Annotated in this window: 4 protein-coding genes; 3 read left to right on the plus strand and 1 reads right to left on the minus strand. The window is 74.3% G+C overall.

Features of this window, described 5'->3' with window-relative positions; all coding sequences use genetic code 11:
* Positions 1–5: 5 nt before the first annotated feature.
* On the minus strand, positions 6–13,808 hold the full coding sequence (locus ABD932_RS03645) for an SDR family NAD(P)-dependent oxidoreductase (RefSeq protein WP_345008599.1): 13,803 nt from the start codon (positions 13,806–13,808) through the stop codon (positions 6–8).
* Between the two features lie 299 nt (positions 13,809–14,107).
* Between ABD932_RS03645 and ABD932_RS03650 the strand changes: the two genes are divergently transcribed.
* The 3 genes from ABD932_RS03650 to ABD932_RS03660 all read left to right on the plus strand — a co-directional run bounded on the left by ABD932_RS03650 (position 14,108) and on the right by ABD932_RS03660 (position 15,799).
* On the plus strand, positions 14,108–14,521 hold the full coding sequence (locus tag ABD932_RS03650) for a YybH family protein (protein WP_345008600.1): 414 nt from the start codon (positions 14,108–14,110) through the stop codon (positions 14,519–14,521).
* Between the two features lie 169 nt (positions 14,522–14,690).
* A complete protein-coding gene (locus ABD932_RS03655; RefSeq protein ID WP_345008601.1) occupies positions 14,691–15,386 on the plus strand; it encodes a DUF2306 domain-containing protein in 696 nt (231 codons plus the stop codon).
* A complete protein-coding gene (locus ABD932_RS03660; protein ID WP_345008602.1) occupies positions 15,383–15,799 on the plus strand; it encodes a YybH family protein in 417 nt (138 codons plus the stop codon). The genes ABD932_RS03655 and ABD932_RS03660 overlap by 4 nt, the downstream gene beginning before the upstream one ends.
* Positions 15,800–16,281 lie beyond the last annotated feature (482 nt).

The following is a 16,281-nucleotide window of genomic DNA, read 5'->3' on the forward strand; positions in this document are numbered from 1 at the left end:
CCCGGTCAGTCGAGTTCGTCGACGAGGGCGAACAGGTCCTCGTCCGAGGCGGATTCGAGATCGTCATCACCCAGCTCCTCCCGTGTGGTGCGGTCCGTCTTCTCGATGAGTTGCAGCAGTTGGCGCAGGCGGGTACCGATCCGGTCCTGCGCGATGTCGTCGGACGTCCCGTCGGACGACGCCGACCGGATCAGCCCCTCGATCCGGTCCAGACCGGCGAGGGCTTCCTCGGCCGGACCGTCGTCCGCCACGACGAGTTGGTCGCGCAGATACGCGGCGATGGCGGCCGGGGTGGGGTGGTCGAAGACCAGGGTGGTGGGCAGGCGCAGTCCGGTGGCCTCGCCCAGCCGGTTGCGCAGCTCGACCGCGGTGAGCGAGTCGAAGCCCAGCTCCTGGAAGGCCCGGTCGGCGCCGACGGCACTCTGGTCGGCATGGCCGAGCACGTCGGCCACCCGGGCCCGCACCAGATCGACGAGCAGCCGGACCCGCTCGGCCTCCGCGAGACCGGCGAGGTGTTGCGCCAGCGACGGCCCGGACTGCTCCCCACCGCGTGCGGCGGTGCCGCGCGCCACGGGCCGGCGCACCAGGTCGCGGAACAGGACGGGCGGCTCCTCGCCGCTCGAGCGCAGCGCGTCCAGATCGAGGCCGCTGACGGCCAGTACCGCCCTGTCCGTGTACGGCGCCGCGTCGAACAGGTCCATCGCCTCGTCCGGCGCCAGCGCCTTCAGACCGCTGCGGGCCAGCCGCTTGAGGTCGGCGTCGGACAGGGAGCCACCCATACCGCCGTGCTCACCGCTCCACAGGCCCCAGGCGAGGGAGGTGGCGGGCAGGCCGTGGGCGGTGCGGTGGTGGGCCAGGGCGTCCAGGAAGGTGTTGCCGGCCGCGTAGTTGGCCTGTCCTGCTGTGCCGAGGAGGCCGGCGATGGACGAGTAGAGGACGAAGGCGGACAGGTCGAGATCGCGGGTGAGTTCGTGGAGGTTCCAGGCGGCGTCGACCTTGGGCCGGAGTACGGCCTCAAGGCGCTCGGTCGTCAGGCCGGTGAGGAGGCCGTCGTCGACGATGCCCGCGGTGTGGACGACCGCTGTGAGAGGGTGTTCGGCCGGGATGGATGCGAGGGCGGTGGTGAGTGCGTCGCGGTCGGCGGCGTCGCAGGCTGCGAACGTCGCGGTGACCCCCAACTCCGCCAGTTCGTCGCGTAGTTCGTTCGCGCCGGGTGCGTCGGCGCCGCGGCGGCTGAGCAGCAGCAGGTGTCGGACACCGTGCCGTTCCGCCAGCCGGCGGGCCAGGATCCGGCCCAGCGCACCCGTCGCACCGGTGATCAGTACGGTGCCCTCGTCCCAGCGCGGTGCGCGCTGCCCGGTGTCCGTGGGCCGGGACGACGCCCGGGCGAACCGCGGCACCAGGATCCGGCCCTTGCGCAGGGCAGCCTGCGGCTCGCTCGCCGCGGCCGCGATGACCAGCCCCGTGTCGGACTCGGTGTCCCCGTCGAGGTCGACGAGGCCGAAGCGGCCGGGGTTCTCGCTGTCCGCGGAGCGGAGCAGGCCCCACAGGGTGGTGTGGGCGAGGTCGGTGACGTCCTCGGCACCTGCGGCGACGGCGCCGTGGGTGACGACGACGAGGCGGGACTGGGCGAACCGTTCGTCGGCCAGCCAGGCCTGGGCCAGTTCGAGGTGGTGCCGGGTGGTCTCGTGGATGTGGGCGGGCAGGTCCGCGTCGGTCTCCCGGGGCGGTTCGGGCACGGTCAGCACGACGTCCGGTACCGCCGCCCCGTCCTCGACCGCCGCCACGAGCGCGGCGAGGTCCGCGTAGCGAGGCAGGGCGTCGAGCCCGCCGGCCGGGCCCGCGCCCAGCACCGCGCAGCGTCCGGCGTCCACGCCGCGCACCGTGCCGGCCTCGTTCCACCGCACCTCCAGCAGGCCCTCGCGGTGGGCGTCCGCGGCCGCCCGCAGCGCGTCCTCGGACAGCGGCCGCAGCGCCAGTTCGGCCACCGAGGCGACCGGCGCGCCAAGACCGTCGGCGACCGTCAGCGCGGCGGACTCCGTCCCGTTCAGGGACAGCCGGACCCGCAGCACGGTGGCGCCGGTGGCCCGCACGGTGACGCCGGACCAGGCGAAGGGCAGCACCGCGGGACGGTCGTCGCCGGTCACTCCGGGCAGCAGCGGGTGCAGCGCGGCGTCCAGGAGCGCCGGGTGCAGGACGAACCGTGCGGCGTCCGCGTGCCGGTCCTCCGCGAGCGCCACCTCGGCGAAGAGTTCCGTGTCCGTGTGCCAGACCCGGCGCAGGCCCTGGAAGGCGGGCCCGTACGCGTAACCGTGCTCGGCCAGCCGCTCGTACACGCCGTCCAGGTCGGCCTCCGTAGCCCCGGCGGGCGGCCAGGCGCCCAGGTCGGGCACCGCCTCCTCGGTGGACGCCGGAGCCACCCGGCCGGTCGCGTGCAGCAGCCACGGGGCGAGATCGTCCTCCCCCGCACGGGAGAAGACCTCCAGCGTGCGGCGCCCGGCGTCGTCCGCCTCGCCGAGCACCGCCTGGAGCCGTACGCCGCCCTGCTCGGGCAGCAACAGCGGCGCGGCGAGCGTGAGGTCCTCGACCTCGGCGCAGCCGACCTGTTCCCCGGCGCGCAGCGCGAGGTCCGCGAAGGCGGTGCCCGGCAGCAGGGCCGCACCGTGCACGGCGTGGTCCCACAGCCACGGGTGCGTGTGACGGGACACCCTTCCGGTGAACAGGAAGGCGTCCCGCCCGGCCATCGCCACCGCAGCGCCCAGCAGCGGGTGCCCGGTCGGGCCGAGCCCCAGTCCGGCGGCGTCACCGGGCACCGACGGGGCCTCCAGCCAGTGCCGCGCGTGCTGGAAGGCGTACGTCGGCAGCGCCACCCGGCGGGCGCCGGGGAACAGCGCGGACCAGTCCAGCGCCGCGCCCCGCAGGCCGAGCACCGCCAGCGCGGCGCCGACGGTACGGGACTCGGACCGGCCCGAGCGCAGGACCGGCGCCAGTACGGCCGCCTCCCGCGTGAGGCAGTCCTGGGCGAGGGCCGTGAGCACACCGTCCGGGCCGACCTCCACGAAGTCGGTCACGCCCTCGGCCTCCAGGAAGCGGACCCCGTCGAGGAACCGGACGGCGGCGCGGATGTGCCCCGCCCAGTAGTCCGGTGACCGCAGCTGCTCCTCCGTGGCGAGTGCCCCGGTGACGTTGGAGACGACGGGGATCGTCGGGGAGTGGAAGGTGATGCCCGAGGCGACCGAGGCGAACTCCTCGACCACCTCGTCCATGTGGGGGGAGTGGAAGGCGTGGCTGACGGTCAGCCGCTTCGTCTTGCGGCCACGCTCCCGCCAGACCGCGGCGATCCGCTCCACCGCGCTCTCGTCGCCGGAGACGACGACGGACCGGGGCCCGTTGATCCCGGCGACGGCGACCGCGCCACCGAACTCCTCGAGCGAGGGGAGGATCTCCTCCTCGCTCGCCTGCACCGCGGTCATCGCACCGCCCGTACGGGCGGCCTGCATGAGCCGGCCGCGGGCGGCCACCAGGGCGCAGGCGTCCTCCAGACCGAACACCCCGGCGACATGCGCCGCGGTGACCTCGCCGATGGAGTGCCCCAACAGGTAGTCGGGTGCCGCCCCGTGGTGGGCCAGCAGCCGGAACAGCGCCACCTCGACGGCGAACAGCGCGGCCTGGGTGAAGACGGTACGGTCCAGCAGCTCCGCGTCCCCGGAGTCCGGCGCGGCGAACAGCACGTCCTTGAGCGGCCGGGGCAGCTCGCGGTCGAGGTGCTCGCACACCGCGTCCAGCGCCTCGGCGAACACCGGTCGGGTCTCGTACAGTTCACGGCCCATGCCCAGGCGCTGACTGCCCTGCCCGGTGAACAGGAACGCGGTCCCGCCCCGCCGGGTCCCCGCGGCACGCACCACCGAGGGCGCCGATTCACCGCGTGCGAGCGCCTCCAGGCCGGTGCGCAGCTCCTCCCGGTCGCCGACGACGGCGGCCCGGTGCTCGTGCAGGGAACGCGTGGTCACCAGCGACAGACCCACGTCGGCGGGGCCCAGCCCGGGGTTCTCGACGAGGTGGCGGTGCAGTCGCTCGGCCTGGGCGCGCAGTGCGGTCTCGCCGCGGCCGGAGACGATCAGGGGTACGACCTCGTCGTCCCGCAGGCCGGCCGCGGCGGGTTCCGCGTCGCCGGGAGCCGCGGGTTCCGGGTCGCCCGGCCCGCTGTCCTCCGGTGCCTCCTCCAGGATGACGTGTGCGTTGGTGCCGCTGATGCCGAACGACGACACACCGGCGCGGCGGGGCCGCTCCCCGTCCCGTGTCCACTCCCGCTCCTCGACGAGCAGCGCGACCGCCCCGGACTCCCAGTCCACGTGCGGCGAGGGCTCGTCGACGTGCAGCGTCCTCGGCAGCGTGCCGTGCCGCATGGCCTCGATCATCTTGATGACACCGCCGACACCGGCGGCGGCCTGCGCGTGGCCGATGTTGGACTTCAGCGAGCCCAGGTACAGCGGCCTGTCGCCGGGCCGGTCCTGGCCGTACGTCGCCAGCAGGGCCTGCGCCTCGATCGGGTCACCGAGGGTGGTACCGGTGCCGTGTGCCTCCACGGCGTCCACGTCGGAAGGGGCGAGCCCCGCGTTGGCGAGGGCCTGGCGGATCACCTGCTCCTGGGACGGCCCGTTGGGGGCGGTGAGGCCGTTGGAGGCGCCGTCCTGGTTGACCGCCGAGCCGCGCAGCACCGCGAGCACCTGGTGGCCGTTGCGCCGCGCGTCGGAGAGCCGCTCCACCAGGAGCAGTCCGACGCCCTCCGACCAGCCCGTGCCGGCCGCGCCGGCGGCGAACGAACGGCACCGGCCGTCGGGCGAGAGCCCCCGCTGGCGGGAGAACTCGATGAACGTGTTCGGCCCCGACATGACCGTGACGCCACCGGCCAGGGCCAGGTCGCACTCCCCCTGGCGCAGGGCGTTCGCCGCGAGGTGCAGCGCCACCAGCGACGACGAGCACGCGGTGTCGACGGTGAGCGCCGGCCCCTCCAGGCCGTACGTGTAGGCGAGGCGGCCGGAGACGACGCTGGACAGGTTGCCGGCGAGCAGGAAGCCCTCGAACTCCTCCGGAGTGGCCGCGAGCCGCGATGCGTAGTCGTCGTACATCACGCCCGTGAACACACCGGCGTTGCTGCCGCGCAGCGAGTCCGGGGTGATGCCGGCGCTCTCGAAGGTCTCCCACGCGGTCTCCAGCAGCAGCCGTTGCTGCGGATCGGTCGCCGTCGCCTCACGCGGGGACATGCCGAAGAAGGCGGGGTCGAACCGGTCCGCTTCGTGCAGGAACCCGCCGTGGCGCACGTACGACGTACCGGGAACCTCCGGGTCGGGGTGGTACAGCGCCTCCAGGTCCCAGCCGCGGTTGACGGGGAACTCGCTGATCGCGTCGGTGCCTTCGGCCACGAGCCGCCACAGCTCCTCGGGCGAGCGCACACCGCCGGGGAAGCGGCAGGCCATGCCGATGACGGCGATGGGCTCGTCGGCCGATCGTGCGGCGCGTACCGCGACCGTCGCGGCCGGGCGGGTGCCCGAGATCCGGTCGTACAGGTACGTCGCGAGGGCGGTCGGCGAGGGGTGGTCGAACACCGCGGTGGCGGGCAGCCGCAGGCCGGTCGCGGTGCCCAGCCGGTTGCGCAGCTCCACTCCGGCCAGGGAGTCGAAGCCCGCCTCCTTGAACGCCCGGTCCGGATCGACGGCCTCGCTGTCCGCGTGCCCGAGCACGCCGGCCACCGTCGAGCGGACCAGCGCGAGGACGGCGGTGCGCCGCTCCGTGTCGCCGAGCGCGGCGGTCCGCCGGACCCAGGACGACGCGTCGGCACCCGCGCCGCCGGCCGCCGTCGCGGCGGTACGCGGACGGGGCTTGACCAGGCCGCGCAGCAGCGCCGTCGGCACGGAACCGGTGGCGCGCAGCCGCGCCAGATCGAACGCCGCGGGGACGGCGAGGACGTCCGTGCCCGCGAGGGCGGCGTCGAACAGCTCCAGCCCCTGCTCCGGAGCCAGCGGGGAGATGCCCGCCCGGGTCCAGCGCGCGAGGTCCGCGTCGCCCAGGGTGCCGCCCATGCCGCGCTCCCCGCCCCACAGGCCCCAGGCCATCGAGGTGGCGGGCAGCTCCAGGGCGCGTCGCCGGGCGGCGAGCGCGTCCAGATAGACGTTGGCGGCGGCGTAGTTGGCCTGTCCCGCGGTGCCGGTGACACCGGAGACGGAGGAGAAGAGGACGAACGCGGCGAGGTCCTTGTCCAGCGTCAGCTCGTGCAGGTTCCACGCGGCGTCGACCTTGGGCCGCAGCACCGCGTCGAGCTGCTCCTCGGTGAGCGACTCCACGGTGGCGTCGTCGAGGACGCCCGCGGTGTGCACCACCGCGACCAGCGGATGCCCGGCCGGGACGCAGCCCAGCACGTCGGCGAGCGCCGCGCGGTCGGCCGCGTCCGCGGCCACGACGGTCACCTGGGCGCCCAGCTCGACGAGTTCGGCGCACAGGGCCTCCACACCCGGCGTGTCCGGGCCGCGCCGGCTGGTCAGCAGCAGATGCCGCACCCCGTGCCGGGCCACCAGATGGCGGGCCAGCAGCCCGCCGAGGCCACCGGTGCCGCCGGTGACCAGCACCGTGCCGTCCGGGTCGAGGGCGCGCCGCGGTGCCGCGTCCGTACGCGTCGCCCGCGCCAGCCGCGGCACGTGCAGCGCCCCGTCGCGGACGGCCACCTGCGGCTCCCCGGCGGCGAGGGCGGCGGGCAGCAGCGGCTCGCCCGAGTCGTCGAGGTCGACGAGGACCACCCGGTCGGGGTGCTCGGACTGCAGGGACCGGACCAGGCCCCACACCGGCGCGGCGTCCAGGTCCTCGACCCGCTCGCCGGGGCGTACCGCGACGGCGCCGTGCGTCACGAACACCAGCCGGGTGTCGGCGTACCGGGGGTCCGACAGCCAGCCGCGGGCGATGCGCAGAGCCCGCCGTGCGGCCTCGTGCGCCGCCTCGGCGGTGTGGTCGCCCCCAGTCGCGGGCGCGAACCTGACGACGACGGCGTCGGCGCCCGCGGGGTCGGGCAGTTCGGCACCGGCCGCCTCGACCGGCCTCGGCCCGGCTTCGGCGGGGGTGCCGACGACAGGCCATGCGACGGTGAACAGCGCGTCGCCGAGGGAGCCCCCGGCGGGGACGAGCCGGTCCCTGGGGACGGGCCGCAGCGACAGCCGTTCGACCGCGGCGACGGGCGCCCCCGTGCCGTCGGCGAGCGTCAGCGTGTAACCGTCGGGTCCGGACGGAGCGATGCGGGCCCGCAGCTCGGTCGCGCCCACGGCGTACACGGTCGTCCCGTCCCAGGCGAAGGGCAGGCGGATCTCCCGCGCGTCGCCGGCGCCGCGGGCCGCGTCGAGCACCAGCGGGTGCAGTGCCGCGTCCAGCAGCGCGGGGTGGATCGCGAACCGGCCGGCGAAGTCCCGCTGCTCGTCGGGCAGCCGCAGCTCCGCGTAGATCTCGTCGCCCCGGCGCCACAGACCCCGCAGCCCCTGGAAAGCGGGGCCGTACGCATAGCCCAGTTCGGCCAGCCGCTCGTACACGTCCGTCAGGGGCTCGGCGACGGCGTCCGCCGGCGGCCAGGCGGCCAGACCCTCGGGGTCGGGAGCGGACGCCGGTTCGGCCAGGGTGCCGGACGCGTGCCGGGTCCACGGGGCCGGCTCGTCGTCGCCCTCCGGACGGGAGTGCACGGCGAACGCCCGCAGGCCCGAGGCGTCGGGAGCGCCCAGGGTGACCTGGACGCGGGTGCCCCGGCGCTCGCCCAGGAACAGCGGGGTCTCCAGCGCCAGTTCCTCGACCCGCCCGAACCCCACCTCTTCGCCGGCGGCCACGGCCAGTTCGAGGAAGGCGGTGGCGGGCACCAGGACACTGCCGCCGACGGCGTGGTCGGCCAGCCACGGGTGCCGCCCCGGGGAGAGCACGCCGGTGAGGATCCGCTCGTCCCGGTCGGCGAGTTCGACCGACGTGGCGAGCAACGGGTGCTCGGAGACCGTCAGGCCGAGCCCGCGCCCGTCGGTGCGCTCCTCGGGCACGAACCAGTAGCGCTCGTGCTGGAAGGCGTACGTGGGCAGGGCGGTCCGGGAGGCGTCGGGGAAGAACGACGCGATGTCCGCCGCGGCTCCCGCCACATGGGCCTGGGCGATCCCCGAGGTGAGGACCTCCGCCTCGGGACGCCCGGAACGCAGCAGCGGGACGGCCGTGGCGCGCTCCGTGGTGAAGGAGGCCTGCGCCATGGCGGCGAGCACGGCGTCGGGCCCGACCTCGACGAACGTGGTGACCCCGTCGGCCTCCAGCGTGCGTACCGCGTCGAGGAAGCGCACGGTGCCGCGGATCTGGCCCGCCCAGTAGTCGGGGGAGCGCAGCTCGTCGTCGGAGGCGAGGGCGCCGGTCACGGTCGAGACGATCGGGATCGCGGGCGACCGGAACTCCAGCCCCGCGGCGACCGCGCGGAACTCCTCGAGGACACCGTCCATGTGCGGTGAGTGGAAGGCGTGGCTGACGCGCAGCCGGCGCGTCCTGCGCCCCTGCTCCCGCCAGTGGGCCGCGACCTGCTCCGCGGCCTCCTCGTCGCCGGACACCACGACCGCGGCGGGCCCGTTGACCGCCGCGACGGCGAGGGCGCCGCCGTGCTCGGCCAGCGACCGGGCCACCTCGGCCTCGTCGGCCTGCACCGCGATCATGGCGCCGCCGGGCCGCGCGGACTGCATCAGCCGGCCACGCGCGGCGACGAGCGCGGCGGCGTCCGGAAGGGACAGCACACCGGCCACGTGCGCGGCGGCCAGCTCGCCGACCGAGTGGCCCGCCAACCGGTCGGGGGCGAACCCGTGGTGCTCCAGCAACCGGAACAGCGCCACCTCGACGGCGAACAGCGCCGGCTGCGTGTACGACGTCAGGTGCAGCAGCTCGGCGTCGGCCGAGCCGTCCGCGGCGAACATCACCTTCAGCAGGGGCCGCTCCAGATGCCCGTCCAGGGCGCCGGCCACCTCGTCCAGGGCCCGCGCGAACACCGGGTGGGAGGCGTACAACTCCCTTCCCATGCCGGGGTACTGGGCGCCCTGACCGGTGAACAGGAAGGCCGTCCGGCCGGCTCGCCCGGCGTCGCCCCGCACCACGTTCGGCGCCTGCTCGCCGCGGGCCAGCGCGTCGAGGCCCGCCAGGAACCCGGCGGTGTCCGTGCCCGTCACCGCCGCACGCCGGTCGAAGGCGGTACGGGCGGCCAGTGAGCGGCCGACGTCGGAGACCGGCAGACCCGGGTGGCCGGCGACGTGGTCGCGCAGCCGGGCGGCCTGTGCGCGCAGCGCCGTGTCGTCGTGGGCGGAGATCACCCACGGCACCGCCGTCGTCGGCGCGGCCGTGACGGCGGGCGCCGAAACCTCGGCGTCCGCGGCCTGTTCGAGCACGACGTGCGCGTTGGTACCGCTGATCCCGAACGACGAGACCGCGGCACGGCGAGGCCGGCCGGTACGCGGCCACTCCCGCTCCTCGGCGAGCAGCTTCACCGCCCCGGAGGACCAGTCGACGTGCGGCGTGGGCTCGTCCACGTGCAGCGTCCTGGGCAGGACTCCGTGCCGCATCGCCTGGACCATCTTGACGATGCCGCCGACGCCCGCCGCGGCCTGCGTGTGGCCGATGTTGGACTTGAGCGAGCCGAGGTACAGGGGCTGCGGACCGCCACGGTCCCGCCCGTACGTGGCGAGCAGCGCCTCGGCCTCGATCGGGTCGCCGAGCCGGGTGCCGGTGCCGTGGGCCTCCACCGCGTCGACGGCGTCGGCGCGCAGGCCCGCGTCGTCGAGGGCCTCGCGGATCACCCGCTGCTGGGAGAGACCGCTCGGCGCGGTCAGCCCGTTGGAGGCACCGTCCTGGTTGACGGCGGTGCCGCGGATGACCGCGAGCACCTCGTGACCGTTGCGGCGCGCGTCCGACAGCCGCTCGACGAGCAGCAGGCCGACACCCTCGGCCCACGACGTGCCGTCCGCCGACGCGGCGAAGGACTTGCTCCGGCCGTCCGGGGCCAGCCCGTGCTGCCGGGAGAACTCGACGAACATGCCGGGGGTCGACATCACGGTGACGCCGCCCGCCAGGGCCAGGTTGGTCTCGCCGGAGCGCAGCGACCGTACCGCCATGTGCAGGGCCACCAGGGACGAGGAGCATGCCGTGTCGACGGTCACCGCCGGGCCGATCAGCCCCAGTTGGTAGGCGACCCGGCCGGACATCACGCTCGCGGTGGTGCCGGTCAGGACGTGCCCCTGGACGTTCGCCGGCGCGGAGTGCATGCGCGGGCCGTACTCGAGGGCCGTTCCGCCGACGAACACGCCGGTACGGCTGCCCTGCAAGGAGACCGGGTCGATGCCCGCGCCCTCGACGGCCTCCCAGGCGGTCTCCAGCAGCAGACGCTGCTGCGGGTCCATGGCCAGGGCCTCGCGCGGTGCGATGCCGAAGAACCCCGCGTCGAAGCCGCCGGCGTCGCGCAGGAAACCACCCGCGTCGACCGCGCTCCGGCCCGGCTCGCGCAGCTCGGGGTCGAACAGGTCCTCGGCCCAGCCGCGGTCCTCGGGGAACCCCGAGATCGCGTCGCCCGCCTCGGACACGAGCTTCCACAGGGCCTCGGGGGAGTCGACGCCACCGGGGTAGCGGCAGGCCATGCCCACGATGGCGATCGGCTCCCCGGCCGTCGCCGGTGCCGAACGCTCGTCGCCGGTCTCGCCCGCGCCGGTCAGCTCCGCCAGCAGGTGCCCGGCCAGCGCGGCTGGTGTCGGGTGGGCGAACAGCAGACCGCTGGGCAGCGTCAGACCGGTGGCCGTCGCCAGGGCGTTGCGCAGTTCCACGGCCATCAGCGAGTCGAAGCCGAGGTCCTTGAACGCGGCCCGGAGGTCGACGTCGTCCTCCGGCCCGTACTCCAGGACGGCCGCCGTGTGCGCCGAGACCAGCTCGGTCACCGTGCGCAGCCGCTCGGCCGCCGGCAGGGCGGCGATCCGTTCACCGAGCCCATCGGCTGCGACGGCGGGGTGCCGCGCGGGTGGTTCCGGGGCGGAGGAGGCGGGGGCCGCCGCGCCCGAACGGGCCTGTGGGGCTCGCCGGGTGCCGTCGATCCAGTACGTCTCCCGCTGGAAGGCGTACGTGGGCAGCTCGGTGCGGCGGGCGCCGGTGCCCGCGTACGCCGACGCCCAGTCGACCTCCGTACCGCGTACGAAGACCGAGGCGAGCGCGGTCAGCAGCGACTGCGGCTCGGACCGGCCGCCGCGCAGCGCCGGGACCGCCGCGACCGCCTCCGGGTCGAGCACGGACTCGGCGGCCATGGCCGCGCAGACCCCGTCCGGCCCCAGCTCCAGGAACGTGCCCACGCCCGCGTCCTCGAGAGCGCGCACCGCCTCCATGAACCGGACCGGACGGCGTACCTGGTCCACCCAGTAGTCGGGCGAGCACCACTCATGGCTCTCCGCGACCTGGCCGGTCACGGTGGACACCACCGGGACGCGCGGGACCTCGAACGCGAGCGTCTCCACCACCCGGCGGAAGTCGTCCAGCATCGGTTCCATGAGCGGCGAGTGGAAGGCGTGACTGACCGTCAGCCGCTTGGTGCGCCATCCCCGTTCGGACGCCTGCCCGGCCACCGCCAGGACGGCGTCCTCGGCTCCCGAGACCACGGTCGCCCGCGGACCGTTGACCGCGGCGATCCCGGCACGGTCCTCGTACGGAGCCAGCAGCTCCAGGACTTCGGCCTCCGGGGCCTGGACGGCGACCATCGCGCCGCCTTCCGGGAGCGCCTCCATCAGCCGGCCCCTGGCCGCGACCAGGCGCGCCGCGTCCCGCGCCGACAGCGTCCCGGCCACATGGGCCGCGGCCACCTCGCCGACCGAGTGCCCGGCCACGAAGTCCGGGCGCACGCCCCACGACTCCACCAGCCGGTACAGCGCCACCTCCAGCGCGAACAGCGCGGGCTGGGTCCACCCGGTGCGGTCCAGGCCGTCGCCGGAGCGGATCACCTCGGCCAGGGGGCGCTCCAACAGCGGGTCCAGCAGTTCGCACATGTCGTCGAAGGCGCGCGCGAAGACGGGGAATGCCTCGTACAGTTCCCGGCCCATGCCGGCCCGTTGCGAGCCCTGCCCCGTGAACAGCACGCCGAGCCCGCCCGGCTGGACGGAGCCGGTGACGACACCGGCGGCGGGCATCCCGCCGGCCAGGGCCTGCAGCCCGGCCCGCTGCTCCCCGTCGTCGCCGAGCAGGACGGCCCGGTGCGGGAACAGCGTTCGGGACGACAGCAGGGACCAGCCCACGTCGGCGGAGGTCAGCGAGGCATCGGAGGCGGAGGTCGGCGAGCCCTCGGACAGGAACGTGTGCAGCCGCCCGGCCTGGGCGCGCAGCGCCTGCGGGCCGCGGCCCGAGAGCACCCACGGCAGTACGCCGGCCGCGGCCGACGTGCCCGACGGGGCGGCGGTCGCCTCCCGTCCGCCCGCGGTGCGGGGAGCCTCCGACAGCACGACGTGGCAGTTGGTGCCACCCATGCCGAAGGAGCTCACGCCCGCCACCAGCTCGCGGTCCTCGTGCGGCCACGGCGTCAGCTCCCGCTGGACGGACAGACCCAGCTCGCCCAGCGGAATACGGGGGTTGGGGGTCTCGAAGTTCAGGCTGGCCGGCAGGGCACGGTGACGCAGGCTCAGCAGCACCTTGAGCATGCCGACGATGCCCGCTGCGCCCTCCAGGTGACCGACGTTGGTCTTCGCCGAGCCGACCAGCAACGCGTCCTGCGGGCCGCGCCCGGTGCCGAGCGCCGCTCCGAGCGCCGCGGCCTCGATGGGGTCGCCGACCGGAGTGCCGGTCCCGTGCAGTTCCACGTACTGCGTCGTCGACGGGTCGACCGACGCCTTGCGGTAGGCGGACCGCAGCACCTGTTCCTGCGCGTCCTGGCTGGGGACGGTCAGGCCGGCGGTCGAGCCGTCGTTGTTCACCGCGCTGCCGCGGATCACGCCGTGGACGCGGTCGCCGTCGGCGAGGGCCGCCGCCAGCGGCTTGAGGATCAGCACACCCCCGCCCTCACCCGGCACGAAGCCGTTCGCCCGGGCATCGAACGTGTAGCTGAGGCCGTCGGGCGACAGGCCGCCGAAGCGCTCCTCGGTGACCGCGTTCTCGGCGAGGACGTTCAGGTTCACACCGGCGGCGACGGCCATCGAGGACTCACCCGACCGCAGGCTCTCGCAGGCGAGGTGGACGGCGACGAGGGAGGACGACTGGGCGGAGTCCACGGTCAGGCTCGGCCCGTGCAGGCCCAGGTAGTACGAGACACGGTTGGCGATGACGCCCCGGTTCACCCCGGCCATCGTGTGCTGGGTGATCGCGTCCGTACCGTGCTGGTAGACCAGGTTCGTGTAGTCGTCCCGCAAGGTGCCCACGAAGACCGCCGTACGGCTGCCCCGCAGCGTCGCCGGCACGATCCCCGCGTCCTCCAGCGCCTCCCAGGCGAGCTCCAGCACGAGCCGCTGCTGGGGGTCCATGGAGACCGCCTCGCGGGGCGAGACGCCGAAGAAGGCCGCGTCGAAGTCGCCGACCCCGTCGATGAATCCGCCGCGCGACGGCAATCGGGGCGCGTCGGCCGCGGCCTCTGCCGAGTGCGCGTCCCAGCGGCCGGCCGGCACGTCCGTGACGGCGCTGCGGCCCTCACGGAGCAGTTCCCAGAATTCCTCGGGAGTCGCGGCCATCGGCAGTCGGCACGACATTCCGACGACCGCGACCGCCCCGTCGTTCTCCGCGTAGGAATCCGCCGCCACCGACCGGTGCTCACTCGCCATCTGCTTGTCCGCCCTTTCGTCGCCGCCGGACCCGCGGCGTTGTCCAAGACGTGTGCGCTTGTTCAACACGCGCCTGAAAACGTGGAATTGGTGACCGTGTCAACGAACGTAGCAACAGGCCGAATACCGGCGATCAGTGAGCGGTAACGTGCCGATAACCCAGCACGTGAGGCGGCCTTGTGGACGCTTTGTTACCCACTGATGGAAGGCCCCGGCTACGTTGGTCGCGGATTTGCTCGGCCACCTGCCGAGATGTCCTGGAAAACCACAGCAGGCCTGTGCCGTAGGAGGTTTCAGTCATGGCAGGGAAGACCGATGCCGTCGTGCACGCGGGCGGTGTGGAAGAGCATCTCGCCTTCTACGTCCGCACCTTCAACTCGGGTGACGCCGACGCCATCAACCAGCTCTACACGGAGGAAGCGGTGTCCGTGTGGGAGCCCGGAAAGCCGCTGCAGGGGGAGGAGCGCAGGACGAATCTCGCGGAATTCCTCAAGCTGCACCCCCGATTGAGCGCGAAAATCCGTGAGTCGCACGTCACGGGCGACACCGCTCTGCTGTCCGTCGACTGGAACATGGAGATAGACGGCGAGGAAGGAAAGCGGGAGTCCTTCGGCGGACTCGCGACCGACGTTCTGCGTCGCGGTGCCGACGGTAATTGGCGCTATGCCATCGACGATCCGTACGGTGATCCGCGGAACGATATTGCCGGGTGACTCGGTGGTGAAAGCCGCCGATTCCCCACCCTCGTCAACGCGGTCCTCGTCGGCCCCGCACGCGTCGCCCCCGCCCACGGGCGGGCCGCGGCAGCGACGGGCGGCGCAGCGGCCGTGGTGGCAGCGTCCGTGGATCGGACCGCTCGCGTTGGTCTGCGCGGTCTTCCTCGTGCTGTCGTTGCCGCGTTACCTGAGCTTCGACCCCGACCGGTCCCGCGTACCGCAGCCGGGGGGCTTCACGCTCCACTACCCCCTGCTGGTGGCGCACATCCTGTTCGGGGCGGTGGCCATGGTCACCTGCTGCCTCCAGGTCTGGCCCTGGCTCCGGCAGGCGCACCCGGCGGTGCACCGGGTCAGCGGGCGGCTGTACGTCTTCGCGGGCGTGCTGCCGGCGGGCGTGCTGGGCATCGTCGTCGGCGCCACCAGCCCGCACGGCCTGACCATGCGCATGAGCAGCGTGATGCTGTCGGTGCTGTGGCTGGCCTTCACGATCGCGGGGTACCGCACCGCCCGGCAGCGCAGATGGGGTGACCACCGCCGGTGGATGATCCGCAGCTTCGCAGCGACCATGGCGATCCCGCTGAACCGTGTCTACGCGTTCCTGTTGGAGGCCACCGTCCTGCCCCTGCCGGCCTCGGACGACCCCGCCGTGCTGGAGGCGTGGACCCACGACCTGGTCGGCAACGCCGACTGGCCCGGGTGGGTCACCACCCTCCTGATCGCGGAGTGGTGGCTCACCGAGCGGAGCGCACGCGCCAAGTACAAGGCGGGCGCCGCCCGGCGCAAGGCCGCGGCCGCCGCCTCCCGGGGTGACACCGACTCCACCGGCACACCCGCCCAGAAGAAAGGGACTGACCCGTCATGAGCACCGGTATCGACCTGAACGCCCTGGAACTCACTGCCGACCCCGACCAGCAGAACGAGACCTTCCTCCTCGCCTTCAACTCCTACGACGGCGCCGTCTTCGACCGGCTGTACCGCGACGACGCGATCTCGAACCTGTCCGGCTCGCCGCTGACCGGCGCCGAGCGCACGGCGAAGATCACGGAGATGCTCGCGCTGAAGCCGTCGCTCAAGGCGACCCTGCGCCACTCGTACACGGCCGGGGACGTCCAGCTCATCGTCGTGGACTACGAGTTGGAGGTGCCGACGCCGGACGGCGGCCGCGAGGAGCTCCGCGGCACCTGCACCGATGTCCTGCGGCGCGGCGAGGACGGCAAGTGGCTCATGGCCATCGACCGGCCCATCCCGCAGGAGCAGCAGGCCGCGGCCGCCTAGCCCCTGCGACGATCACGGCCCCCGACCGAGCGGTCCCCACCGCCCGGCCGGGGGCCGTCGTCGTACCCGCCACCCGCGACCATCGGCACGAGCGCCGATGCGCCTGCATACGCCGCCCTGCGCGCGCCCTGCAGCCCAACTGCACACACCCTTGGAGTCTGCCGCAGGGGGGCGGCCGCCATCGGCAGGTGCCCGGGCCCGGGCTTCGGCACCCAACGCCCACGGCCCGGTCATCCGTGCCGGCAGAGGTGGCCCTGAATCCGGCCCACCAACCCACCCGATCCCCGGCGCACCGCCCACCGAATCACTCAGGCGCGTGCCCGAGCCCTGAACTACCCAGGTGTGTGTCCGAGCCCCGAACCACCCTGGCGCGTGCCCGAACCCTGAACTGCCTAGCCGTGTCCCCGAACCCCGAACCACCCCGGCGCGTGCCCGAACCCCGAACCACCCAGCCGTGTCCCCGCCCCCCGAACCACCCAGGC

Origin of the sequence: Streptomyces shaanxiensis, from assembly GCF_039537145.1 — a bacterium.
Taxonomy (GTDB): domain Bacteria; phylum Actinomycetota; class Actinomycetes; order Streptomycetales; family Streptomycetaceae; genus Streptomyces; species Streptomyces shaanxiensis.